A 24,481-nucleotide genomic window follows, 5' to 3' on the forward strand; every position below is an offset into this window, starting at 1 on the left:
AACGAACAGGGTGAGTGCTCTTCCGCGTGACATCGACGGCCCTTTCGAAGCGCTGTTAGCGTTAACATCACTTGACCAGGGGATTTCGGTAATGGCCGAGCAAGGAGAGGTGTGCACGAGTGTCGACGCGAACGGCGGAATCGTCAAGAGCGCGGCGCGGATTGATTCCCCGGCCGGGGCCTCGATGGATTTCCCGCACTTAATGCCCTCTTGACGGCCGAGCGTCCGGTCGTGTTAGCTCCCCACGAACCCCCAGACATGCCCCGCATGGACGCGAGAGCGGATGTCGAGATGCTTCCGCCGAAAATGTTAACGCTAACAAAGGCCCTACTCCAAGCCGGGCATGTGCCACCCCAGGTCGCATTTCTCAGGGAGCCGATGTGTCACCCTCATCGCTCAGCCGGCGCCGGCTATTCCAGGCCGCCGGCGCCACCGTCGCCGTCTCCGCCGTGGGACAGGCCACCGGTACGCCCGCCGCGCAGGCCGCCGTCCCGCCGACCCGGCCCGACATCGGCGTGTCGGCGCACTCGTTCGAGCTCGGCCAGGTCCGGCTGACCGCCGGGCGCCTGCTGGACAACCAGAACCGCGCCCTGTCCTACCTGCGGTTCGTCGACGTCGATCGGCTGCTGTACAACTTCCGCGCCAACCACCGCCTGTCCACCGCAGGCGCGGCGGCCAACGGCGGCTGGGACGCCCCGTCCTTCCCCTTCCGCACCCACGTGCAGGGTCACTTCCTGACCGCGTGGGCCCAGGCGTGGGCGGTGCTCGGCGACACCACCTGCCGCGACAAGGCGAACCACATGGTGGCCGAGCTGGCCAGATGCCAGGCGAACAACGCCGCCGCCGGATTCAACACCGGCTACCTCTCGGGCTTCCCCGAGTCCGACTTCACCGCCCTGGAAGCCCGCACGCTGAGCAACGGCAACGTGCCGTACTACTGCGTCCACAAGACCATGGCGGGCCTGCTCGACGTGTGGCGGCTCATCGAGAGCACCCAGGCCCGCGACGTGCTGCTGGCGCTGGCCGGCTGGGTCGACTGGCGGACCGGCCGGCTCAGCGCGTCCCAGATGCAGGCCATGCTGGGCACCGAGTTCGGCGGCATGAACGCCGTCCTGACCGACGTCTACCAGCAGACCGGTGACGCCCGCTGGCTGAGGGCGGCCCAGCGCTTCGACCACGCCGCCGTCTTCGACCCTCTCGCGGCGAACCAGGACCGGCTCAACGGCCTGCACGCCAACACCCAGGTGCCCAAATGGGTCGGCGCCGCACGGGAGTACAAGGCGACCGGCACGACCCGCTACCGCGACATCGCCGTCAACGCCTGGAACATCACCGTCGGGGCGCACACGTACGCGATCGGCGGCAACAGCCAGGCCGAGCACTTCCGCGCCCCGAACGCCATCGCCGCGCACCTGGCCAACGACACCTGCGAGCACTGCAACACCTACAACATGCTCAAGCTGACCCGCGAGCTGTGGACGCTCAGCCCCGACCGGGCGGCGTACATGGACTTCTACGAGCAGGCGCTGCTCAACCACGTGCTCGGCGCGCAGAACCCGGCCGACGGCCACGGGCACATCACCTACTTCACCCCGCTCAGGCCGGGCGGCCGCCGCGGCGTGGGCCCGGCGTGGGGCGGCGGCACGTACAGCACCGACTACAACTCGTTCTGGTGCTGCCAGGGCACCGGCATTGAGGTCAACACCGCGCTGATGGAGGCCGTCTACTTCCACGACGGCACGACGCTGACGGTGAACCTGTTCACCCCGTCGGTGCTGACCTGGACCGAGCGGGGGATCACGGTCACCCAGACCACGTCCTATCCGGCGAGCGACACCACGACGCTGCGGGTCACCGGCGACGCCGGCGGGTCGTGGTCGATGCGGATCCGCATCCCGGGCTGGACCAGCGGCGCCACGATCAGCGTCAACGGCGACCAGCAGGACGTCACCGCCGACCCCGGCACGTACGCCACCCTGACCCGCTCCTGGACCTCCGGCGACACCGTCACCGTCCGGCTGCCCATGCGCGTGGTCATGAAGCCGGCCAACGACGACCCGGACGTGGCGGCGATCACGTACGGACCGGTCGTCCTGTCCGGCGACTACGGCAACACCGCGCTGTCCGCCCTGCCCGCGCTGGACGCCTCCTCCGTCACCCGGACCAGCACCTCGGCCCTGGCCTTCACCGCCACCGCCAACTCCGCGACCGTCGGCCTGGGCCCCTTCTACGACGCCCACGGGCACAACTACACCGTCTACTGGAACACCGGGACGACGGCGACGGCGGCGGCGAGCTTCCGGCTGGTCAACGCGGCCGGCGGGCTCGTCCTCGGCATCCAGGACATGTCCACCGCCGACGGCGGCCTCGCCCTCCAGTGGACCGACAACGGCACCGCCGACCACGACTGGGCGCTCGTCGTGGACGGCGACGCCGTGCGCCTGCGCAACATCAACAGCGGCAAGGTGCTCGGCGTGGAGAACATGTCGACCGCCGACAACGCGCGCGTGCTGCAGTGGGCCGACAACGGCACCGCCGACCACCGCTGGACGATCGTGGACGCCGGCGACGGCTCGCACAAGCTGCGCAACGTCAACAGCGGCAAGCTGCTGGGCATCCTCAACGGCTCCACGGCGAACGGCGCCCAGGCCGTCCAGGACCCCGACAACGGCTCGGCCGACAACCGGTGGCGGTTCGTGCCGAACGGCGCCCGCCGCATCCAGAACCTGGCCACCGGCCTGGTGATCGGCGTGCGCGACATGTCCACCGCCGACGGCGGGGCGGCGATCCAGTGGGGCGACAGCGGCACCGCCGACCACCTGTGGACCGCGATCGTCGACAGCGGTGGCTACCTGCGCCTGCGCAACTCCCACAGCGGCAAGGTGCTCGGCGTGGAGAACATGTCCACCGCGGCCGGGGCCCGCGTGCTGCAGTGGGCCGACAACGGCACCGCCGACCACCGGTGGCGGCTGCGGTACGCCGGCGACGGCTGCTTCCGCATCCAGTGCGCCAACGGCGGCCGGGTGCTGGGGGTCAGCGGCGGCTCCACCGCGCAGGGCGCCCAGATCGTGCTCGCCGACGACACCGGAGCACGCGACCGCTCCTGGCGGTTCCTGTGACGCCGGGTTTCCGCGACGGCCGGAGGAGCGCCCCGTGCCCGCTTGGCGCTGTCACCAGGCGGGCGCGATGGGCCCCACGAGCATCGGGCGGTCGAGCAGGGCCGGCGTGAGCGGCACCCCGGTGACCTTGGCCGCTAGCGCGAAGCCCCGGGGCACGGCGGTCTCGTAGTTGGCGTCCCAGGCGGCGTGCCATGCGGTGTCGTCGACCGGTTCGTCCAGCCCCATGCCCAGCTCGCGCATGAAGTCGTTGAGCCGGTCGGGGTCGGTGCCGGAGCGCTCGTGCGGGTGCCGTAACCGGTAGCCCATGACGACGGTGCCGTCGATCGCGTACTCGAAGCTGTGCTCCGCGGCGTAGTCGTGCCGGGTGACCGCCAGCACCTCGCAGCCCCGCGACAGCCTGCTCACGACCGCGTGGTCGGTGACCCACCAGCCGAAGGGCTCGATGGCCACGCACCACTCACCGGCCTGGAGGACGCCCACGTGGCCGCCGCCCTCGCCGCCGTGGGTCTCCTCGACGAACTCGTAGACCCTCTCGCTGAGGATCCCGAAGTCGGCCTCCTCGCCGGAGTGCTCTCCGAGGCTGAAGCGGCGGACCACCTCGGCCGGTTCGAGCCCGCGGAGGAACGCCATGCTGAAGATCACGCCCAGGGCGCCGCCGCCCTCGTTCTCGGACACGTTGAGCCACTGGAACGGGGCCAAGGGATCGGTCGTCGTCATGGCGGCATGGTGGCAGGCCGCACCGACAATCAGCCGGGGCGGCCCTCGTGCGGTGGCGTGGTGGCAGGTGAGGCGCCGACCCCGAGTTGTGCCGCGATCTCGTCCAGGCAGCGCGGTTCCAGCGCGGCCAGCGGGGCGATCACCTCGCTCTCGAAGCCCGCGGCAAGTGACCGCCCGACCAGGTCGCGGGCCAGCCGATGGTCGGTGGCCAGGGCGGATCGCGCGGCGAGTGCCGCACAGTAGGCCGCGTCCTCCGTGAGGTCGTCGATGACGGTGACCGCCTCGCGCACGAGCCCCGCTCCGAGCATCGCCGTGACCAGTTCGGTGAGCGCGCTGTCGGCGAGCACGTCGTTCATCCGGCGGGCCTCGTCACGGTAGCGGTCCCACAGGCGCAGCCGGATGACCGCCTCCATCGGCATGGTGGACGTCGCCGACAGGCTTCCCGTCACCAGAGAGGCGTGCCGGGCGGTGGCCAGCAGTTCGGCGTACTCCCGGTCGAGCCCGGTGGCGTGGCAGGCCGCGGTGAGCCAGGGGCGCGACCACACGTCTTCCGCCGGCGTGAGACTCATGTCGGCGGCCCCGATCAGCTCTGTCGTGAGTTCGCGGGCCAGTGCCCGGTGGCCGGCGTCGCACAGCTGGACGATCATCGCCGCCGCCTGTTCCTGCCGGCGTACGGCCTCGGCGGGGGCGCCCGCGGGCGCGTGCCGTCCCGTCTCGCGAATCAGCGAGGCCGCCCGGGAGAGGTCATCCGAGAGCACGTGGGCGCGCATGAGGAGGGCACGCGCCCGCACGTCGGCCTCGTCCAGGTACGTTGCCAGGCGCAGCGCCTCGTCGACGTCACCCGTGTCCAGGAGAAGGCCGGCGAGGTCGCCGACGACCCGGGCCGGCCATCCCTGCCCGCGCGGATGTTCCGAGCCCTCCACACCTTCGACCGCCAGGTCGACGAGCGTGCGCAGCGCGGATGATCGGCGATCGTCCGTCTTGACGGCGTCGGCGGCGTGCAGGAGGGTGTCGAGCCGGTGCATCTCGTCCTGGAGCGCCGCCGCGATCGCCAGCGTGTGCTCCACCCTGCCCAGGCAGGCCGCCACGCCCGCCACGTGTGTCGCCTGCCACTGGGCCTGCCAGTCGTCCACGCCGTCCAGCGCCGCGCGCACGGCCGCTTCCAGGGCGGCCCCGGCCAGTTCCTCCCGCCCGGCGGAGTCGGCGGCACGGGCCAGCGCGGCCAGCACGCCGGCGCGCCACCGGCCCGGGGTCTCGCCGAGGGCCGCGCTCACCTCTCTCACCAGGGGATCGGCGTCCTGCGGGGAGCCGGTGTCGAGGATCGCCAGCGAGGTCTCCGTGAGGGTGTCCGCCCGGGTGGCGGGGTCGGCGATCTCCCGTCCCAGGGAGGCCGCCAGCGCGAGGTGCCCGTTGTTCCGCGCCGCTTTCGCGGCATCGGACAGGAGGTCGTCGAGGTCTACGTCCGGGGGGATCTCGCTCCGCCGCGGGTCGCGGCCGTGGGCGGCCAGGGCGGTCCAGGTGAGCGCGTACGCATCCCCGGGCACCGTCGCGAGCATGCGCGAGGCCCGCTCCTCGTCCTGGTAGGGGGCCGAGCGCACGAGCTCCGCCTCGGAGAATTCCCGGTTCAGCTCGGCGATCAGCGTCTCCGGCACGGCTCGCCGTCCACCGCCGGCGAAATGGTCGTCACACGCCTGGAGCAGCGCCTCCTTTCTGCCGTCCCTGTCCAGGTCCGCGATGTGGCGGAGAAGGTGATCGGTCCTGCCGAGGAGGCCGGACGCCCGCGCGAGGCCGCCGTACACCGCGGGGCGGTCCTCGGCATCGGCCTGGTCGATGGCCTCCTCGATCAGGGTCCGCGCCAGGGCCGGGTCGATCTCGGCCATCGGTTCTGCGACGGTGACGATCGACCAGACGCGGAGATCCCCGGGCAGGCCCCGCACATGGCCGGCGATGGCGGTGCGGGCGAGCTCGGTGGCGTCGGGTTCGCCGTGGCGCGCCAGGACGAGGGCCGCTCGCACCGTGTGATCCACCCGCTCGGCGTCCAGCCTCCCCGGCACGGCCATCGCCTCGAGGACCAGGTTGCGAGCTTCGACCGGCTGGGAGCCGAACAGGCGGTCGGCGATCGCCAGCAGGGCGTCGGCGCGCGTGTAGGAGTTCTGCAGCGTACGGGCCAGCTGCACGCCTTCCTCCGGGCGGCCGAGGCGTGCCAGGAGCAGCGGATAGGACGCGGGCACGTCGCGCGTCTCGTCGTGGATGCGCTCCCTCAGCAGGGAGACGCGGGCCAGTGTCGTGAGGTCGGGGTCCGGGGCCGCCGCGAGCAGCCTGGCCGCGTTCGACAGCTCGGCGAGCGCGGCGAAGTCGCCGCCGGTCCTGCGGCGGAGCAGGTCGCGCCGTTCGGGCGAGGCCAGCGCGGCCAGCGTCCGGCCGGCGCCCTCGGTGAGCAGCAGGGTCGGATAGGCCTCGGTGAGGTAGCCGGGGGTCGCGTCAGGCCATCCGGCCTCGGCGAAGCCGAGGGCCCACGCGTCGACGGCGGCGCGGGCGCGTGCCACCTCCTCCTGCTCCAGGTCCTCCCGTACGGCGGCGGCCAGGGTGTCGTGCGCCGGCGTGTACCGGGTCACCGGGCCGGGCCGCGGCTCCACCACGCGGGACAGGCTCCGCTCCAGCGTCCGGCGGACGGCCAGGCGGTCATCGCTGTTGACGGCGGCGATGTCCCCGATGCTCAGCGCGCCGTGGGCCACCGCCATCGTGGTCAGGATCCGGCGCGGCAGCGGCTCGGTGAGCACGTGGTCGAGCTCCTGGCGGGCGCGCAGGAGCAGGCTCCTCGCCGCGGGAAAGGGCGCCAGGACGTGGCGGCGGCAGGCGCGCAGCGGGTGGTTCTCGTCCACGTCCAGGGGAACGCCGGCGTGGCGGCTGGTCACCAGGACGTGCGCCGCGGCTCCCACGTCGGCCGGCAGCTGCGAGGCGATGCTGGGCTCGGCCAGCTCCCGGTGGTCGTTCTCGTCCAGGCCGTCGACCATCAGGATCAGCGCGCGGCCGCGCCGCTCCTGGTGGGCCATCGCGCGTTCCCAGAGGCTGAGGAAGGCGGCCGCGTCCGGTTCGGCGGGCGGGAACTCGCCCAGCAAGACCGCCAGCTGCTCGCAGACCGCCCGGTGGAACTGCTGGACGCGCATCTGACCGTCGCGCCGGGAGACGACGAACGACACCACGTCCACCTGGGGGTGAGAGCCCGTGGCGAAGTGCGTGGCCAGCGACGTCTTCCCGGCCCAGGGAGGAGCGACGAGCAGCAGGTACGGCTCCCGCCCGGTCGCGAACGCCATGAGTCCGGCGAGCTCCTGCTCGCGACCGATCAGCTCGGGGCAGCGTGCGGCGTACTGGCGCAGCAGCGCGTCGTAGGCCGGACGCCGCGGCTCGCCGGGGGAGTGGACGCCGACCGGTTGCGGCGTGACGCCGTGGCCGGCCAGGAGCGCGCGTGCGGCCGCCGCACTCGGAGCGGGCTCGCGTTCGTCGTCCGCGCGCGGCTCGTACGTGCCGATGGCCGAGGCCAGCCGTACGGCCTCCAGCCCGCCGGAGTGCGCCGATTCCACGACGACGCCGACGGCCGCCTGCCCGCAGACGACCGCGGCGCCGGAGAAACCGCTCCAGTCACGCGCCTCCAGAGCGCGCCCGTCGGCGCGGTGCAGGACCAGGCGCCCCCGCTTCACGCTCGACCCCAGCGGGATCACGCCGTCGATCTGGTCGCTGTCGCGCCACATCCCCGTGCCGGCGTCCCGCCAGGTCTGGTGGCGCGGATATCCGATCGCCGTGAACGGCAGCCGCCCGCCGGTCTCCTCCGGAACGGCTCCGACGGCCATCGGGGCCACCTCGTCGAGGCCGGCGCCCGGGGAGAGCTCGACGAACGCGATGTCCACGCGGTCGCCCCGCCATGCGGTCCACCCGTCCACGGTGATCTCGTCGGAGGACCCTCCGGACAGGCGGACCTTGATCAGGGTCCCGCCGTCGACGACGTGCCCGGCCGTCACCACCAACGAGGTCGCGAGGCGCAGGCCGGAGCCGTACCCCGTCTCGCCCCCGCGCTGGACCAGAACCTCGACGCACCGTCCGACGAGCGGGCCGACCACCCGGGGCACCGCCTCAGCGCGGGAGCTCGGACAGCCGGTCCGTCACCGAGAGGGGGCGGCCCTCCTCGTCGGTGGGGGTGAGGGTCATCCGGACCTTCTGGGTCTGGGCCCCGCTCCTCTTGCCCGAGGCGCCCAGCTCGAACACCCACAGCTTCAGCCCGCCGCGGGCGTCCGCCTCCTTGGTCACGGCGACCTCGAACTCCAGCTCCACAGCCCCGACGGCGAACTTCACCCCGCGGGCACGCCCCTCCTCCTGCGCCGACTCCAGCTGGTCGCGGAGCGCTCGGATGTAGTCGGCCAGGGGCACGCTCTCAGGCTCGTTCACGACATCTGCCTCCGCGTCTCGGGATGACTGTGCGGGTCCGCACGCGCACATGCCGACGATTCTGCCCCACTTCGGAGGGCGCGGGTGCCCCCGCGGGCGGCGGCCCGCGCACGGCACGCGGCTCAGCGACCGGACCTGATCCCCGACCGCACGGCGGCCGCGATCACGTCACGGGCCGGCCGGGGCGCGTCCAGGAACGCGGGCAGGTCACTGTGCCCGGCCTCCAGCAGGCCCGCGCCGATGTTGGCGAAGGTCGAGATCGAGTGGCCCGCCTGGTACGCCTCCAGCCCTGCCAGCCCCGCCCGCGCCTCGCCCAGCGACACCGCCCGGTAGGCGATGTCCCGGCCCGTCACCTCGGACAGCACCCCGGCCAGGTCGTGCCCGCCCACCGCGCTCAGCCCCTCCAGCTCGTACGTCCGCCCCGCGTGCCGCCGCGCCCCGCCGGAGACCACGTCCCGCCATGCCTCCGCCGCCACCCGCACGGCCACGGCCGCCAGGTCCTGCCTGGCCACCACCGACGCCCGCCCCTCGCCGAGGGGCGCCGCGAACACCCCGCTCTCAGCCGCCGCCGCGGCGCCGGCCAGCGCCAGCCCGGCGGGGATCTCGGCGTACAGCCCGTTGCGCAGCACCGTGACGTCGAAGGGCGCCTCGGCCAGCCGCGCCTCGGTCCACCGGTGGGCCAGGGCGATCGTCAGCCGCTCCCCCGACCCGGCCAGGCTGGTGTAGATCACGTGCTCGACCCCCGCACCGGCCGCCGCCCGCACGACCGCGCCGTGCCGGGCCAGCACGACGTCGTCCTCGGCGTACCCGGCCGACACGAACACCAGCACCCGCGCCCCCGCGAACGCCCGCTCCAGGGTCTCGGGGCGGTCGAAGTCGGCGTGCCGCACCGCCGTGCCGCCGCCCGAACGGCTGGCCCCGGCCACCTCCACGCCCGGCACGGCCCGCAGCCCGCCGAGGATCGCTCCGCCCAGCACGCCGGACACACCTGTGACGACAATCATGAAAGGCCCCTAATGTGGTTCTGCCTGGTGAAACGACCCCAAGCATGGGGGAGGGCCGACGCTCGTCAAAAGGAGGCACTTCTATGTCAGTCGCGCACACGCGGGTAACCCCCCAGGCCGGGGGCCCGTGCGGGGACGACGACTGCGGCATCCGGGAGGTGCTCGACCGCATCGGGGACAAGTGGACGGTGCTGGTGCTGGTGGAGCTGGCCAAGGGGGTACGCCGCTTCCGCGAACTGCACCGGGCGATCCCCGGCATCTCCCAGCGGATGCTGACGCTGACCACGCGGCGGCTGTGCCGGGACGGGCTGGTGGAACGCACGGCGTACCCGACGATCCCGCCGCAGGTCGAGTACGAGCTGACGGCGATGGGGCGCAGCCTCGCCGAGAGCGTGCAGCGCCTGGCCGGCTGGTCGCGCGAGCACAAGGACGCCATGCGAGAGGCGCGCGCCCGCTGGGACGCCGACCATCCCGGCGAAGCCTGACGCGCCCGCTGACCCGGAGACCCGTGCGCTGGCCGCGGCCGTCACGGCATGCCGGTCGGGTTCTCGGCGAGCACGCAGGCGACGGGCGGGTCGAGGTCGAGGGTCTCGACCCGGAGGTGGGTGAAGCCGGCCTGGGTGAGCAGGTCCTGGAGCTCGTGGGCGGCGCGGGCCGTGGTGTCGCGGGTGGCGCCGGGGCAGCGCGGCTGGCTGACGAGCGCGATGCGCCCGGCGGGGCGCAGCAGGTGGCGCAGCTCGCGGAGCCGCTCCACCGGGTCGGGCCAGAAGCCCACGGAGTTGACCGCGAGGATGGCGTCGAGCGGATCGCCGAAGTCCGGCAGCTCCTCCACGGAGGCGCACGTGAGGTGCACGCGGCGGGCGCGTACGGCGGCGGCGTTGCGGCGGGTGGCCTGCCGGACCATCACCGCCGAGTGGTCGACGCCGAAGACGTGGCCCCGGGTGGCGCGGCCGGCGAACTCGGCGACGGCGATCCCGGGGCCGAAGCCGATCTCGAGCACCCGGTCGGTGGGCCGTATGTCCAGCAGCGACACCGCCCAGATGTTGCGCTTCCGGTTGGAGGGCCGGTGGGCGAACATCAGGCCGTTCGCCCGCCCGACGATGCCGCGGGGCCGGTGCGCCTGGCGCACCAGGTATCTGATCACGCGTTGCTTGAGAGAGGTTCCTGTTGCCTGCATGATCGCCAGTCAACGACTTCAAGTATGCTTGAAGTCAAATGAGCGAGCAGTTGACGATCGGTGAGCTGGCGAGCCGCACGGGCGTCGCCACCTCCGCTCTGCGCTACTGGGAGGAGCTCGGCCTGCTGCCGGCTCCGGCCCGGGTCTCAGGCCAGCGGCGTTATCCGCCATCGGCGGTCGAGCTGGTCGGTTTGGTGGTGGTCCTGCGTAATGTCGGTTTCACGTTGCGGGAGGTCAAGGCGTTCCTCGCGTCCCGTTCGCCGGACGGCGACAGCTGGCGGGAGCTGTACCGGCGCAAGCTCGCCGAGCTGGACCAGCGGATCGCACAGGCGCAGGTGGCACGCACCGCCATCGCCCATGGCCTGGCCTGCCCGCACGAGGACGTCTTCGAGTGCCCCAACTTCGCCGGCGGGATCGCGGCACTCCTGGAGGGATGCTCCCTCGCGGAGGCTCACGAGAGGATTCACGCGCACTGAGCCGGTCCGGCGCCGAGGACCGGCGGTGCCGTCAGCTCGTGGCCGGTCCGGCGTGCAGCGGGCAGGAACACCGGGTCCATCCGTCCGGCATCGGGCCGAGGTCGTCGTCGCGCCCGGCCTGGACGCGCGGCCCCTGGGCCGCCGGGCGGCCGTCGTCCCCCTGGAACTGGCCACCCTTGGAGCCCCAGCGCCGCGGCCAGCCCTCCGGCGAGTCCTCCCAGCGCTCCTGCCGGCCGTAGACGGTCCGATCCAGCAGCCCGTACGACGGCGCCATCGCCTCGTTGCCGCGGCCGGTGGTCCAGTAGGTCTCGTAGACCTGGTCTCCGTCCCGCAGGTAGCACGCCAGGATGCCGAAGTGCCGGTCGGCGATCAACCGGTCCACGGACTCGTGCGGCACCGAGTACCACGGAACGGGGTAGCCCATGAACTCCCGATACCGCGAGGCCTCCTCGTACGGTCCCTCGGCGAAGACCGCGTAGCCGACGTCGCGCGAGTGCAGGTAGGCGAGCTCGGTGACGTGGGAGGAGTTGAAGGTGCAGCCCTCGCACTGCTCGGCGGCGGGCCTGCCGGTGTGCCACATGTGGAAGTAGGCGATCAGCTGGGACCGGCCGTCGAAGACGTCGATCAGCGGCACCGGCCCGTCCGCCCCGATCAGCGGGGTCCGCGGATCGACGTCGACCATCGGGAGGCGGCGCCGGGCGGCGGCGATCGCGTCGCCCTCGCGGGTGTGGGCCTTCTCGCGGGCGCGGAGCCGGTCCAGTTCGGTCTGGAACGCGGCCCGGCCGACGACCGGCGGCTTGGCCGCGTCGCCGATCGCTGAGGTGGGCTGGTCGGTCATGGTGAGATCCTTTCGCGTCAATGGCCGGGTCGCCTACGGCTGGTTCGCTATGTCGATCAGATCGCGTCCCGTGGTCTGAGGCCGGGCAGGATCCAGTCGGGGTCGTGGATGGCCTTCACGCGCTCCAGCTCCGGGAGGTTGTCGCCCCAGTAGGCGCGTCCGGGATCGGTGAGGGCGGGGTCGGGGAAGTTCGGGTACACGCCGCCGCTCGACCACGGCCGCACCGTCTGCCAGGAGCGGCGCAGCCACGGGACGTCTCCCGGCAGATCCGCCCGGACCGTGGCGGCGAGTTTGAGGAGAAAGCGCTCGCTCCGGTGGGGGAAGGCCGTGACGTGCGACGGGACACGGTTGTAGGCGCCGCCCCACGGTGTGAGGTCGAGCTCGCGGGATTCGCCGGCCCTCCGGCCTTCCACCAGCCGGCCGACCAGGGCGTCGAGCGCGTCCGGCGGTATGTCCTGCCGGAAGAAGCCGGACGTGCTGAACGAGCGCCCGGCGGCCTCTCCGGGCATGCGCGCGGCGAGAGCGGCCAGGGTGTCCGCCCACGGCAGGTGCCGCCGCCACCGGCTTCGCGGGCGGGCTCCCACCCTGGCGATGAGATCGTCGAGAAGATCATCGGTGTGCGCGGGCGAGAGCCCGGCGGCCACGCCGAACAGGCTCACCCGCGCTGGACCGTTCGGCTCGGCCGGGACGGTGAGCAGCAGGCTCACGGCGAGCTCGTCCGGCGCGTCCGGGCTCCACCGCTGCCAGGCGTCGACGACCTGGGCCGCCGGCCGGTAGTCCCACGTGAGCTCCACGGCGGTGCACCGTGGAGACGGGACCGGCGCGAAGGACAGCTCGGTGACGACGCCGACGCCCGCGGCGCCACCGCCCCTGAGGGCCCAGAACAGGTCGGCGTTCTCGCGCTCGTCGCAGTGCACGAGGCCGCCGTCCACGCGGACGACCCGCGCTCCGACGAGCCGGTCACAGGTCAGCCCCCAGGTGCGTCCGAGGTAGCCCAGGCCGCCGCCGAGCGTCAATCCGGCGATGCCGACAGAGGGGCCGCTCCCGGCGGGCAGCGTGTGCCCGTGCCGGTCGAGGCACCGGTACACGTCGGCGAGCCGCGTACCCGCGCCGACGCGCGCGTATCCGTCCTCCAGGGAGACCCCGGCGAGTTCGCCGAGGTCGATCAGCAGCCCGGTGGTCGTGGACCGGCCGGCGAAGTCATGCCCGCCGCTGCGCACCGCCACGGCCAGGCCGTTGGACCGGGCGAAACCAAGTGCGGCCGCGACATCGGCGGCGGTGCGGCAACGCACCACCGCCTGCGGGCGGACCCGATCGAAGCGCCCCGCTGCCGGCCTGACGGCCGCGTCGAAGCCGGCCGACTCGCTGGTCAGCACGGCGCCGGTGACCCGCTGCGCCAGAGCCCTGAAGGACCGGGCCGGCAGCGCGTCGGCGACGCCGGGCTGATGTCCATTCCTGATCACCAGATTCACAGTAGGCGGGAACGGCCCGGCCGGACATGGCCGTCGGGGCGCGCGAAAGCACTCGTTGAATGCGATCGTAAAGTGGGAACCGTGAATTCTTCACGCCCGGAAACCGACCTCGATGACCTCGACTGGAAGCTTCTCGACGAGCTTCAGGCGGACGCCCGGCTGTCCTACAACGAACTGGCCCGGCGGGTGCATCTCTCCGCGCCCGCCGTCGCCGAGCGGATTCGCCGCCTGGAACGGCGCGGGGTGATCCTCGGCTACCAGGCCCGGATCGACCCCGCCGCAGCCGGGTTTCCCATCCAGGCGTACATCCAGCTGCGCTGCGCCCTTGGCAAGTGCCTGCTCAAGAGCTCAGCCGCCGAGGACTATCCGGAGGTGGTGGAGGTCGACAAGCTGAGCGGCCGGCACTGCTCGATGCTGAAGGTCAGGGCCTCGTCGCTGGCGCATCTCGAGGGCGTGCTGGAACAGATCGGGAAGCACGGCGAGATGGACACCCACATCGTCCTGTCCACGCAGTACGACGACCCGCGAGTGCGCCGGAACCACCCCGACCGGCCGGTTACCGCCTCCGCGGGGTGGACGCGCCGGCGTGCGGAAGCTCCGGAACCGGCGGACGGCTGATCCGCCCTGCCCATGACGGCGGCGAGGGCGCAGGCCCCCGGCTCGGGGCCGGGGCTCAGCTCAGGCGAGCTCGAAGGAGGCAGAATTCGTTGCCCTCGGGATCGGCCAGGACGTGCCATGACTCCTCGCCGGTCTGGCCGACGTCGGCCGGGCGCGCCCCGAGCTTCAGCAGGCGATCGAGCTCGGCGTCCTGATCGCGGTCGGTGGCGTTGACGTCGAAGTGCATCCGCAGGTGGCCCGCCTTGGGCTCGGTGGTGGGGATCAGGATCAGCGTCGGCTGCAGGCCGCCGAACCCTTCCCGCGGTCCGATCTCCACCGAACCGTCGTCCTCGGTGTCGAGCACGACGAAGTCGAGGACCTCGCACCAGAACGCCACGAGCCGTTGGACGTCATGGCAGGGGATGACCAGTTCGGAAATGCGAGAAGCCATGGCCGGAACCCTACCGAGAGGCGCCCGCACGCGGCCAACCGTTTAACGGGGCGGTGATCAGGGGCGGCGGGCCGGGCTGCGGGCGCATCGCGCTCCACTCCCCGCCACTTTTACTTTATAGCAGATCCGTGCACCTCATGAGGCCAGAAAAAGTACTCCATACTTGCCCGTTGCCAACCGATCCGACGAACGATGGAGCAGCGGAATTGGCTTACGTGATGGGTTTCCAGCAGATCGACTCGACGAATGTCGCGGACGCCGGCGGGAAGGGCGCCGCCCTGGGCGAGCTCTCGCGCATCGAGGGCATCCGCGTGCCGGACGGCTTCTGCGTGACGACGGACGCCTTCCAGCAGGTCGTGGCCGAGGCGCCGTCGATCGACGCCCGGCTCGACGAGCTGTCGCGCGTGAAGGCGGACGACCACGCGACGATCCGCACCCTGAGCGCCGACATCCGCAGCGGTATCGAGGGCGTCGCGGTGCCCGACGACCTCGTGGCGGAGATCGGCGAATCGCTCGCCCGGCTGGGGGAGCAGGCCTCCTACGCGGTGCGTTCCAGCGCGACGGCCGAGGACCTGCCGACCGCGTCCTTCGCCGGGCAGCAGGACTCCTACCTGAACATCGTGGGGCTGCCGGAGATCCTGCGGCACGTCCGGCGGTGCTGGGCCTCGCTGTTCACCGAGCGGGCGGTGACGTACCGGTGCCGTAACGGTTTCGACCACCGGAAGGTGCGCATGGCCGTGGTCGTGCAGCGGATGGTGTTCCCCGACGCGGCCGGGATGCTCTTCACCGCGGACCCCGTCACCTCGAACCGGAAGGTCGCCACCGTGGAGGCCGGGTGGGGGCTCGGCGAGGCCCTGGTCTCCGGCCTGGTCGCCGGGGACGTCTACACGGTGCGCGACGATCAGATCATCGGCACGACGGTCGCCACCAAGCCGCGGTCCGTCCAGGCCTCGCCCGGAGGCGGCACCGAGGACGCGCCGATCGAGCCGCGGCGGCAGACGCAGCCGGCTCTGACGGGCGAGCAGGTCGTGCGCCTGGTGAAGCTCGGCCGGCGCATCGAGGCGCACTTCGGCCGGCCCCAGGACATCGAATGGTGCCTGGCCGGCGACGACTTCCACATCGTCCAGAGCCGGCCGATCACCACCCTGTTCCCCGTCCCCGCGGCCGACGACCAGGACAACCACGTCTACGTCTCCGTCGGTCACCAGCAGATGATGACCGACGCGATGAAGCCGCTGGGACTCTCCGTGTGGCGGCTGACTGCCGCGCGGGCGATGCACGAGGCGGGCGGGCGGCTGTTCGTCGACGTGGCCCCCATCCTGGCGAGGCCCGCCGGTCGCGACTACATCATCGGGGCCCTCGGGAAGTCCGACCCGCTGATCCGCGACGCGCTGCAGAGCATCGTCGACCGCGGCGACTTCCTCCCCTCGCTTCCGGACGAGAGCCCCGCCGCCGCACCCGCCGGTGACCCGCCCGCCCCCGTCGAGAACGATCCGGCCATCGTCACCGAGCTGATCCGCCAGAGTGAGGAGTCCGTCGCCACCCTGCGGAGCGAGATCCGGAGCCTGCACGGGACGGCGCTGCTCGACTTCATCCGCGACGACATCGCCGGCGAGCTGAAGCGCGTCCTGTTCCACCCGCGGAGCCACCAGGCGATCATGGCAGGGATGGAGGCGACCTGGTGGCTCAACGACCACCTCGAGGAGTGGCTGGGCGAGAAGAACGCGGCCGACGCGCTCACGCAGTCCGTCCCCCACAACGTCACGTCGGAGATGGGGCTGGCGCTCCTCGACGTCGCCGACACCATCCGGCCGTACGCGGACGTCGTGGCGTTCCTGCACCGCGTCGCGGACGAAGGGCGCGAGGGCGACGGCTTCCTGGACGAGCTGGCCCGGCTGGCCGGCGGGAAGGAGGCGCGTGACGCCATCCGGGGCTACCTCGACAAGTACGGCATGCGCTGCGCGGGCGAGATCGACATCACCAGAACGCGCTGGAGCGAACAGCCCGCCGCGCTCGTGCCCACCCTCCTCGGCAACATCAAGAACTTCGAGCCGGGCGCCGGCGAGCGGCACTTCGAGCAGGGGCTCCAAGAAGCACGCCGCAAGGAACAGGACGTGCTGACGCGCCTGCGCGCCCTGCCCGGCGGCGAGGAGAAGGCGGAGGAGACGAAGCGGATGATCGACCGCGTCCGCACCTTCGCCGGATACCGGGAGTATCCCAAGTACGGCATGGTCAGCCGCTACTTCATCTACAAGCAGGCGCTGCTGCGCGAGGCCGATCGCCTCGTCCGATCCGGCACCCTGCGCGAGCCGGACGACATCTTCTTCCTCCGGTTCGAGGAGCTGCGAGAAGTCGTCCGCACCGACGCCGTGGACGCCGAGCTGATCCGGGAGAGGCGTGAGGCGTTCCGGTCGTACGAGACGCTCACCCCGCCCCGGATCCTCACCTCGGACGGGGAGGCCATCAACGGCGAGTACCGTCGTGACGACGCCCCGGCCGGCGCGCTGCTCGGCCTCCCGGTCTCGGCCGGGACCGTCGAGGGTCGCGCCCGCGTCGTCACCGACATGGCGCAGGCCGACCTCGAAGCGGGCGACATCCTGGTCACCGCGTACACCGACCCCAGCTGGACCCCGCTGTTCGTCGCCGTCGCCGGGCTGGTGACGGAGGTGGGCGGCCTGATGACGCACGGGGCGGTGATCGCGCGGGAGTACGGCCTGCCCGCCGTCGTGGGCGTGGAGCGCGCGACCCGGCTGATCCAGGACGGGCAGCGGATCCGCGTCCACGGAACGGACGGATACGTCGAGATCCTCTCGTCAGCCTCTCAGCCGTAAGCGGTGGCGATCAGGAACCACATCCCGTCCCGGAGGTAGGCGTCCGGCGTCCGTGAGCTGCTCGGCCGACGCGGTGAAGGCCCGGTCCCATGGCGCATCCTTCCCGCCGTCGTCCAGATCGGCACCGTACGCGCGCGGACAGGTCGTGTCTTCCGCGGACCGGCAGTGCGGCGTGTCTCGTCGAGTGACCCTCGATGGAGACGGTCAAGGCCGCAGCCGCACGTCATGGTGGCCGGCGACATCCGTCACCGCAGGTAGCCGTGTCAGCCATCGGCGGGTGAGTGCGTCACTGGTTGTCCTTGAGGAGTTGTCGTGTGCGGGTGAGGAATGCCTGGCGGACCTCTTCCGGATGCAGTATCCGGAGCGGTCGGCCGAGGCTGATCAGGTAGCGGGCCAGGCCGTCGGCGTCCGGCCCGCCGATGTCGATGATCGTGGCGTCATCGCCGTCCGGGTGGTGGACGCCGACCGTTGGTGGTACCAGCCTGCGGGCCTCATCGGCCGGTACGGCCAGGCGGATGGTCACCCGCACCGGGTAGGGCCTCAGCGCGATGCCCGTGCTGACCATCTGTGCCGGATCTGGCGGGTCGGGCAGGGCAGTGGCCTGCCCGGTGGCTGTGGCATCGATGATGCGATCGGTACGGAAGGTGCGCCAATCCTGCCGCGTCAGGTCGTAGGCGAGGAGATACCAGCGGCGGCCGGTGTAGATGAGCCGGTACGGGTCCACTCGGCGGGTGGACGTCGTTCCGGCCCGCTCGGGGTAGGTCAACTGGACGCGTTCGCCTCGCCGGCACGCGGTGGCCAGGTCGAGCAGCAGCGCGGGGGAGATCTGGCCGTCGTCGGGTCGTGCGGTGTGGGTGAACGCGGCGTCCAGCTCGCCGAGCCGGTCGGCGATCCTGACCGGCAGCACCTGGCGGAGTTTCAGCAACGCCGACAGAGCTGCCTGGTCGCTGCCGGAGACTCCGCTGAAGGCGGCGGTGCGCAGCCCGACAGCGACCGCGAGGGCCTCCTCCTCGTCAAGGATCAGTGGCGGAATGCTGGTTCCGGGCCCGAGGTGGTAGCCGCCCCATGGGCCCATCTCCGATTCGATGCCGTAGCCGAGCTCACGTAGCCGGGCGATGTCCCGGCGAACCGTCCGTTCGGTGATCTCCAGCCGGGCGGAAAGATCAGCGCACGTCCAGGACTGCCGCGTTGACAGCAAAGACAGCAGCCGCAGCAGCCGCGCCGAGGTGTTGACCATGGCCAACAGTCTGCTCGATGACCAGGACCGTTTCTGACCGGGTCATACCGTAACGTCGCCGGCATGACCGAGAACTTCTCGGCCGAAAGTCCATGACGACGCAGGCGACCTCCGCCAAGGTGCGTCAGATGACGGGCCCGGATGGGCGCACGTGACCAATGAGGGGCAGGACCCATGGAAGCACGCATGAAGAGCGTGGCGAATCCCGACGTGATCACCGCGATCCAGCATCTCCACAAGGCGATTCACGCCGGTGGCGTCGACCCGCTCGTGCTCGAACTGGTCCACCTGCGGGCCAGCCAGATCAACGGCTGCAGCCCGTGTGTGTTCGCCGGCGTCCAAGCGGCGAAGAAGCATGGAGAGACCGAGGAGCGGCTGCACAGCGTGGTCACCTGGCGCGAGACCCCGTTCTTCACCGAGGAGGAGCGGGCGGCGCTCGCGCTGACCGAGGCCGCCACCCGGATCCAGGACGGCGCGCCGGGCGTGACCGACGACATCTGGGACGCTGCTACCACCCACTTCGACGAGAACCAGCTGTCCGCGATCATCCTGAACATCGCCATCACCAACTTCTTCAACCGGATCAACCACACGATCCGGGAGCAGGCCGGCAAGGCCTGGTGAAGGCGGGGGCGGGCGTCACCCGTCCAGAGGCCGCGGTGGCGACGTGGCGCAAGGACGTGATCGGCCGGCTCCACCGCCGACCGATCCGGCGCCACTTCCGGCAGGCCCCCGTCCTCGCTCCCACCTTCGGGTGACCGCCGACGACCACCCTTTTATGATCATCAGGGGCACATGACGATGAGCGACGAACTCCTGGAACTGACCGTTACCGACGCCCGAGCCTGGCGGGAGTGGCTCAGCAGGCACCACGACAGCTCGGCAGGGGTGTGGCTGGTCCTCGCCAAGCAGAACACGACCGGGCCCACGAGCTTGACCTATGACCAGGCGCTCGACGAAGCCCTGTGTCACGGCTGGATCGATGGTCGGCTACGACGGCGGGATGAGATCACCTTCTGCCGGCGCTTCACCCCTCGCGGAAGGAAGAGCCCCTGGTCAGCGCGTAACGTCGGCATCGTCACCCGTCTGATCGGCGAGGGCCGGATGCATCCGGCCGGAATGACCGAGGTCGATCGCGCCAAGGCCGACGGCCGCTGGGACGCGGCCTACGCGGGACAGGCCGGCATCGAGGTACCAGCCGACCTGGCCGCCGCATTGGCCGCGAAACCCCAGGCACAAGCGATGTTCGACATCCTCACCTCGCAGAACCGCTACGCCGTTCTCTATCGGGTCGCGAGCGCCAAACGAGCCGAGACCCGAGCCCGGCGCATCACCCAGTTCGTTGACATGCTCGCCCGCGGCGAGACGATCCACCCGCAAAAGCGCACCCTCGGCAGGTGAGTGCGGGCCCACCCCTCCCCCGGCCCCGCCCCTCCAAGCCCACGCACATGGCGGCTCGGCGTTCGACCAGACACAGGACCCACCAGCCCCAGGAACCCGTCATGGGCGCAGGCTCGGCTCAACAGCGGCCAGCCGCCTATGTCGAGTTCGGCGGCCGACGCGGGCACGTCCAGGGGCGCGGCGTCGAGCCGGCCGCCGCCCGGCTCCACCGAGACCAGGTACGCGGCGTCGTCGGTGCAGGCGAAGTGGCCGTCACCGGCGAACACGACCACCCTCACGGTGGCCCCGCCGCCGCCTCGGCCAGGATCCGCGGCAGGTCTCGCCTGTCGTCTGGCCCGGGACCCATGGAGACGTACGACGTGGCCCGGAATCGCTCCTCCTCGAAGAACAACATCGCCGGCGCCGGTCCCGCGGCGGTCACATCCGCAACCGGCGGGCCACGCCGTCCTCTCCATGCTGCCGGTAGCGCGGCAACGCCATCGTGTGCCACACTCACTGTTATAGAACTCAATGCAGAGTTATATAACGATCGGAGCATGGCATGCGCAACGTGTTGCCGTGGAGCGAGCAGGCCCCGCCGGACGGGACGATGGGGGAGCCCCGGGCGCTGGGCCGGTTCGGCGAGTACGGCGGCCGGTACGCCCCGGAGTCCCTGGTGGAGGCGTGCCGCGAGGTGGACGAGGCGTTCCGGGAGGCGTGGGCGGATCCGGGGTTCCGCGGCGCCCTGGCGCGGCTGCTCGCCGTCTACGCCGGGCGGCCGACCCCGCTCACCCCGGCCCACCGGCTGTCGGAGGCGCTGGGCGTACGGCTGTACCTCAAGCGCGAGGATCTCACCCACACCGGATCCCACAAGATCAACAACGTGCTGGGCCAGGCCCTGCTGGCCGTCCGGATGGGCCAGCGCAGGCTGATCGCCGAGACCGGAGCGGGTCAGCACGGGGTGGCCACCGCGACCGCCGCCGCGCTGCTCGGCCTGGAGGCCACGGTCTTCATGGGCGAGCGCGACATCGAGCGGCAGGCGCTGAACGTCTTCCGGATGCGCATGCTGGGCGCCGAGGTCGTCCCGGTGACCACCGGCAGCCGTACCCTCAAGGACGCGACCAGCGAGGCCATGCGGTACTGGGTGGGCGCCACCGGCGACTCCCACTACTGCATCGGCTCGGTCGTGGGGCCGGACCCGTACCCGTGGATGGTCAGGGAGTTCCAGCGGGTCATCGGCGAGGAGGCCCGCGGGCAGTGCGCCGAAGAGCTGCGGGCCGGCGTACCGGACTACGTGGTCGCGTGCGTCGGCGGCGGCTCCAACGCGGCCGGCACGTTCGCCGGGTTCGCCGACACCCCGGCGCGCTTCGTCGGTGTCGAGGCGGAGGGCGGGGCCGGGGCGGCCCGCGGCCGGCTCGGCGTCCTGCACGGCTGCCGCTCGCTGTTCCTGCAGGACGGCGACGGGCAGATCGTCGAGGCGCACTCCGTCGCCGCCGGGCTCGACTACCCGGGCGTCGGCCCCGAGCACGCCCACCTGCGCGACCTGGGCCGGGCCCGGTACGTCACGGTCACCGACGAGGAGGCGATCGGCGCGGCGGTACGGCTGGCGCGTACCGAGGGCATCGTCCCGGCCCTCGAATCGGCGCACGCCCTGGCCTGGGTGATCCGCGCGGCGGGCGACGGCCGGCTGCCCGCCGGATCGACGGTGCTGATGACGCTGTCCGGCCGGGGCGACAAGGACGCCTCAACCCTGAAGGAGCTGCTGTGACGCACCCCACCCTGGCCGCGGGCCAGGTCGAACGCCACCTGCGCGCCCGCCGGGACACCGGCCGCCGGCTGCTCATGCCGTACGTCACCGGAGGGATCACGCCCGGCTGGACGGACTACCTGAAGGCGTTCGCCGCCGCCGGGGCGGACGCGATCGAGGTCGGCCTGCCGTTCTCCGACCCCACGCTGGACGGCGTCACCATCCAGCAGGCCGGCGACACGGCGCTGGCCCGGGGCGCGAACACCCGCCGGATCCTCGCCGACCTGTCCGAGGTCCGTGATCTGGGCGTGCCGCTGGTCGTCAGCACTTACTACAACCTGGTGCTGCACGACGGCCCCGAGGCGTTCTGCGCCGCGCTGCGACGGGCCGGGGCCGGCGGCCTGATCGTGCCCGACCTTCCGGTGCACGAGGCGGACGAACTGGTGGACGCGGCCGCCGCCGCCGGGATCGAGCCGGCGCTGCTGGCCTCGCCGGCGACGCCGCAGCCGCGGCTGGCGGAGATCGCCTCCCGCAGCCGCGGATTCATCTACGCGGTGTCGCTCATGGGCACCACCGGCGAGCGGGCCGCCCTCGCCGCTTCGGCGGCCGGGCTCACCGAGCGGATCAGGCACGTCACCGACCGGCCGGTCCTGCTGGGATTCGGCATCTCCACGCCCGACCAGGCGCGGGAGGCCGGCCGGTACGCCGACGGGGTGGTGGTCGGCGCCGCGGTCATGCGGCGGGTGCTCGACGGGGCCGGGCCGGAGGACCTGCGGGCCTTCGTCGCGACCCTCCGGCAGGCCCTCGACCAGGAGTAAGAACGACCACGCCGACCCCCGACGCCCAGCCGAGAATCAGGCGGAGGCGGCCGGGGGCACCGGGTCCACGCCGAAGACCCAGGGAGCGAGGACGACCATCCATCCGTCGGGGTCGGCGAACGCGACCGCGCCCCGCGCGGCCCAGTAGGCATTGTCCAGGTCGGCCGGCCGCAGCCCCATCCCGGACAAACGCTCGACGACCCCTGCCACCGCATCGGGGCCGGACAGGTAGAGCACGAGCTGGTTCTCCGTGGACGGCGACGGGATCCGCGGCGCTTCGCCGTGCTGGGTCAGCTCCAGGTGGACCGGTGTGCCGGGCAGTCCGAAGACGGCACCGTCGTAACCATCGTGCCCGCGCCACGAGGCGATCACCGGCAACTCCAGCACGTCCCGGTAGAAGACCAGGCAGTCCTCGAACCGGGCCGTCGGCCGCGCGAAGCGGACCGCCCCCACGGGCAGGAACTCCGGCCAGCTGTACGCCATCAGTCTGTTCTCCCCTCACTGTCGACCCGGGCAAATCTACGCGCGACGCGCGACGCGGGTCCCGGCCACCCGCCGTCACCGTCACCGGCCGGCGTTCTCCCCGCTCAACGGTTCGAGCACGAAGACCGGGATCTGGCGGTCGATCTTGCGCTGGTAGTCGGCATAATCCGGGTACGCGTCCACCGCCCGGCGCCACCAGCGGGCCTTCTCGTCCCCGGACACCTCGCGCGCCCGGTACTCCCGTGTCACCGTGCCGTCCTGGAGCTCGACGACCGGCTCGGTGAGCAGGCTGGCATACCATGCCGGGTTGGCCGGCTGGGCGCCGTTGGAAGCGACGGCGGCGTAGCGCCCCTCGTGCTCGACCCGCATCACCGGCGTCTTGCGCAGCTTGCCGGTCTTGGCGCCCCGGTAGGTCATCAGCACGATGGGCAGGTCCTTCATCGTGACGCCGTCGGTCGTGCCGGTGCGCACGATCTGCTCGACCTGCTCCCGGACGAACCCCAGCGCGCTCGGTTCGTAGTCACCACTGAACGCCATGCTCCGCTCCTTCGATCGGATTGTTACGCACATAATATTATGCGCATAACAAACTAGCGCGACGCGGCGCCAAGGGGGAAGCGCGGGCGCTACCCGGCCCGCTCCGGTTGCGCGAACGCATTCTGTACATCTAGTATCCGGAATATGCGGATGAACGCGGGTGTCGAATGGGCCTTGCACAGCTGCCTGAACCTGACCTGGATCGAGCCGGGGGAGACGGTCACGGCGACCAAGCTCGCGGCCTTCTACGACCTGCCGGCGGCCTACCTGAACAAGCAGCTTCAGGCCCTGGCCAAGGCGGGGATCCTGGCCTCGACCTCCGGCCCGCGGGGCGGGTTCCGGCTGGCCCGTCGTCCTGAGGACATCACGCTGCTGGACGTGGTGACCGCGATCGAAGGCAGGGAGGAGGCGTTCCGCTGTAACGAGATCCTGCGGCAGGGGCCCGGAGGCCGGGCCGACGTCGACTACCGCGCGGCGTGCCTGATCTCGCAGGCGATGAGCGGTGCGGAGCTGGCCTGGCGCAAGGAACTCGCCGGGCGGACCATCGCCGATCTCAAGGCCGCGGTCGAGGTCGCGTTCCCCTCGACGCCGGAGAGCACCCGCCACCACCTCGCCAACGTGTGAGCCGGAAGGGGCCGGCCACCGGCTCCTTGTCTCCACATTCTGGATATCTGAGATATAGAAAGATGAGAAGGAGAGTCATGAAGGAACGAATGAATGCTTTTGGCGCCGCCCCCGAGAGCTTCAAGGCACTGGTCGCCCTTGAGGCGTCCCTGCGGCGCAGCGGCCTGCCGGAGCGCACGCTGGAGCTGGTCAGACTACGTGCCAGCCAGATCAACGGGTGCGCCTACTGCGTCGACATGCACGCCCACGACGCCAAGAAGGCCGGCGAGAGCGACGAGCGGCTCTTCGCCCTCGCCGCCTGGCGCGAGGCCCCGTACTTCACCGACGAGGAACGGGCCGCCCTGGCGCTGACCGAGGCGGCCACCCGGCTCGCCGACAACCCGGCCGGCGTGCCCGACGACGTCTGGGACGCCGCCGCCGACCACTATGACGAGCCCACCCTCGCCGCGCTGATCTGGGCGATCGCCGCGATCAACGCCTGGAACCGCGTCAACGTCACCACCCGGCTGATCGCCGGATCGCACCGCTGACCA

General features: G+C 71.8%; 22 protein-coding genes. 11 read left to right on the plus strand and 11 right to left on the minus strand.

Annotated elements, in window-relative coordinates:
- Nucleotides 1-380 precede the first annotated feature (380 nt).
- A complete protein-coding gene (locus FH608_RS16480) occupies nt 381-3,119 on the plus strand; it encodes a beta-L-arabinofuranosidase domain-containing protein (protein ID WP_139631360.1) in 2,739 nt (912 codons plus the stop codon).
- A 51-nt stretch (nt 3,120-3,170) separates the two neighbouring features.
- On the opposite strand, the gene FH608_RS16485 is transcribed toward FH608_RS16480, so the two are convergent.
- The 4 genes from FH608_RS16485 to FH608_RS16500 form a co-directional block, all read right to left on the minus strand.
- Nucleotides 3,171-3,836, minus strand: coding sequence for a DUF6461 domain-containing protein (locus FH608_RS16485; protein WP_139631361.1), 666 nt, complete (start codon nt 3,834-3,836; stop codon nt 3,171-3,173).
- A gap of 29 nt (nt 3,837-3,865) precedes the next feature.
- Entirely contained in the window at nt 3,866-7,960 is a 4,095-nt protein-coding gene (locus FH608_RS16490; RefSeq protein ID WP_139631362.1) for a serine protease, read from the minus strand.
- A 4-nt stretch (nt 7,961-7,964) separates the two neighbouring features.
- The gene (locus tag FH608_RS16495; RefSeq protein WP_139631363.1) at nt 7,965-8,276 is read right to left on the minus strand and encodes a trypco2 family protein; all 312 of its coding nucleotides are present in this window, start codon (nt 8,274-8,276) and stop codon (nt 7,965-7,967) included.
- A 122-nt stretch (nt 8,277-8,398) separates the two neighbouring features.
- Nucleotides 8,399-9,280 (minus strand): NAD(P)H-binding protein, encoded by an 882-nt coding sequence (locus FH608_RS16500; protein WP_139631364.1) that lies wholly within the window; start codon nt 9,278-9,280, stop codon nt 8,399-8,401.
- An 83-nt stretch (nt 9,281-9,363) separates the two neighbouring features.
- Here FH608_RS16500 and FH608_RS16505 point away from each other — a divergent pair, with 83 nt between their 5' ends.
- Nucleotides 9,364-9,765 (plus strand): winged helix-turn-helix transcriptional regulator, encoded by a 402-nt coding sequence (locus tag FH608_RS16505; RefSeq protein ID WP_139631365.1) that lies wholly within the window; start codon nt 9,364-9,366, stop codon nt 9,763-9,765.
- Nucleotides 9,766-9,806: 41 nt separating this feature from the next.
- Here FH608_RS16505 and FH608_RS16510 read toward each other — a convergent pair whose 3' ends face one another.
- Nucleotides 9,807-10,424, minus strand: coding sequence for a class I SAM-dependent methyltransferase (locus FH608_RS16510; protein ID WP_226899588.1), 618 nt, complete (start codon nt 10,422-10,424; stop codon nt 9,807-9,809).
- Between the two features lie 71 nt (nt 10,425-10,495).
- Between FH608_RS16510 and FH608_RS16515 the strand changes: the two genes are divergently transcribed.
- A complete protein-coding gene (locus tag FH608_RS16515; protein WP_139631367.1) occupies nt 10,496-10,933 on the plus strand; it encodes a MerR family transcriptional regulator in 438 nt (145 codons plus the stop codon).
- A gap of 31 nt (nt 10,934-10,964) precedes the next feature.
- Here the strand turns inward: FH608_RS16515 and FH608_RS16520 are convergent, their stop codons facing one another.
- Nucleotides 10,965-11,771, minus strand: coding sequence for a DUF899 family protein (locus tag FH608_RS16520; protein ID WP_139631368.1), 807 nt, complete (start codon nt 11,769-11,771; stop codon nt 10,965-10,967).
- 56 nt (nt 11,772-11,827) lie between these two features.
- Nucleotides 11,828-13,234 (minus strand): FAD-binding oxidoreductase, encoded by a 1,407-nt coding sequence (locus tag FH608_RS16525; protein ID WP_139631369.1) that lies wholly within the window; start codon nt 13,232-13,234, stop codon nt 11,828-11,830.
- A gap of 90 nt (nt 13,235-13,324) precedes the next feature.
- Between FH608_RS16525 and FH608_RS16530 the strand changes: the two genes are divergently transcribed.
- Nucleotides 13,325-13,861 carry an Lrp/AsnC family transcriptional regulator gene (locus FH608_RS16530; RefSeq protein WP_226899589.1) on the plus strand — a complete coding sequence of 179 codons (537 nt, stop codon included), beginning with the start codon at nt 13,325-13,327 and terminating at the stop codon, nt 13,859-13,861.
- 55 nt (nt 13,862-13,916) lie between these two features.
- On the opposite strand, the gene FH608_RS16535 is transcribed toward FH608_RS16530, so the two are convergent.
- A complete protein-coding gene (locus tag FH608_RS16535; protein ID WP_139631371.1) occupies nt 13,917-14,291 on the minus strand; it encodes a VOC family protein in 375 nt (124 codons plus the stop codon).
- 215 nt (nt 14,292-14,506) lie between these two features.
- Here FH608_RS16535 and rph point away from each other — a divergent pair, with 215 nt between their 5' ends.
- A complete protein-coding gene (gene rph, locus FH608_RS16540; protein WP_226899625.1) occupies nt 14,507-17,122 on the plus strand; it encodes a rifamycin-inactivating phosphotransferase in 2,616 nt (871 codons plus the stop codon).
- 286 nt (nt 17,123-17,408) lie between these two features.
- Here the strand turns inward: rph and FH608_RS16545 are convergent, their stop codons facing one another.
- Nucleotides 17,409-18,359, minus strand: a complete 951-nt coding sequence (locus tag FH608_RS16545) for a helix-turn-helix transcriptional regulator (RefSeq protein ID WP_139631372.1) — start codon at nt 18,357-18,359, stop codon at nt 17,409-17,411.
- 174 nt (nt 18,360-18,533) lie between these two features.
- Between FH608_RS16545 and FH608_RS16550 the strand changes: the two genes are divergently transcribed.
- The 4 genes from FH608_RS16550 to trpA all read left to right on the plus strand — a co-directional run bounded on the left by FH608_RS16550 (nt 18,534) and on the right by trpA (nt 22,304).
- Nucleotides 18,534-18,983, plus strand: a complete 450-nt coding sequence (locus tag FH608_RS16550) for a carboxymuconolactone decarboxylase family protein (RefSeq protein ID WP_139631373.1) — start codon at nt 18,534-18,536, stop codon at nt 18,981-18,983.
- Between the two features lie 171 nt (nt 18,984-19,154).
- Nucleotides 19,155-19,760 (plus strand): YdeI/OmpD-associated family protein, encoded by a 606-nt coding sequence (locus tag FH608_RS16555; protein ID WP_226899590.1) that lies wholly within the window; start codon nt 19,155-19,157, stop codon nt 19,758-19,760.
- A gap of 541 nt (nt 19,761-20,301) precedes the next feature.
- Nucleotides 20,302-21,507, plus strand: a complete 1,206-nt coding sequence (gene trpB / locus FH608_RS16560; RefSeq protein ID WP_226899591.1) for a tryptophan synthase subunit beta — start codon at nt 20,302-20,304, stop codon at nt 21,505-21,507.
- Nucleotides 21,504-22,304, plus strand: coding sequence for a tryptophan synthase subunit alpha (gene trpA / locus FH608_RS16565; RefSeq protein ID WP_139631374.1), 801 nt, complete (start codon nt 21,504-21,506; stop codon nt 22,302-22,304). Before trpB ends, trpA begins: the two co-directional genes overlap by 4 nt.
- A 36-nt stretch (nt 22,305-22,340) precedes the next feature.
- Here trpA and FH608_RS16570 read toward each other — a convergent pair whose 3' ends face one another.
- On the minus strand, nt 22,341-22,787 hold the full coding sequence (locus tag FH608_RS16570) for a VOC family protein (protein WP_139631375.1): 447 nt from the start codon (nt 22,785-22,787) through the stop codon (nt 22,341-22,343).
- Nucleotides 22,788-22,868: 81 nt separating this feature from the next.
- Nucleotides 22,869-23,324: a nitroreductase family deazaflavin-dependent oxidoreductase gene (locus tag FH608_RS16575; protein ID WP_139631376.1), complete on the minus strand. Its 456-nt coding sequence runs from the start codon at nt 23,322-23,324 to the stop codon at nt 22,869-22,871.
- A 144-nt stretch (nt 23,325-23,468) separates the two neighbouring features.
- Here FH608_RS16575 and FH608_RS16580 point away from each other — a divergent pair, with 144 nt between their 5' ends.
- Both FH608_RS16580 and FH608_RS16585 read left to right on the plus strand, forming a co-directional pair.
- Nucleotides 23,469-23,948, plus strand: coding sequence for an RrF2 family transcriptional regulator (locus FH608_RS16580; protein WP_193318455.1), 480 nt, complete (start codon nt 23,469-23,471; stop codon nt 23,946-23,948).
- Between the two features lie 77 nt (nt 23,949-24,025).
- Complete coding sequence (locus FH608_RS16585) at nt 24,026-24,478, plus strand: carboxymuconolactone decarboxylase family protein (protein WP_139631377.1); 453 nt, start codon at nt 24,026-24,028, stop codon at nt 24,476-24,478.
- The last annotated feature ends 3 nt before the right edge of the window (nt 24,479-24,481 follow it).

The sequence above is a fragment of the Nonomuraea phyllanthi genome, assembly GCF_006334985.2.
In the GTDB taxonomy this organism is placed as follows: Bacteria; Actinomycetota; Actinomycetes; order Streptosporangiales; family Streptosporangiaceae; genus Nonomuraea; species Nonomuraea phyllanthi.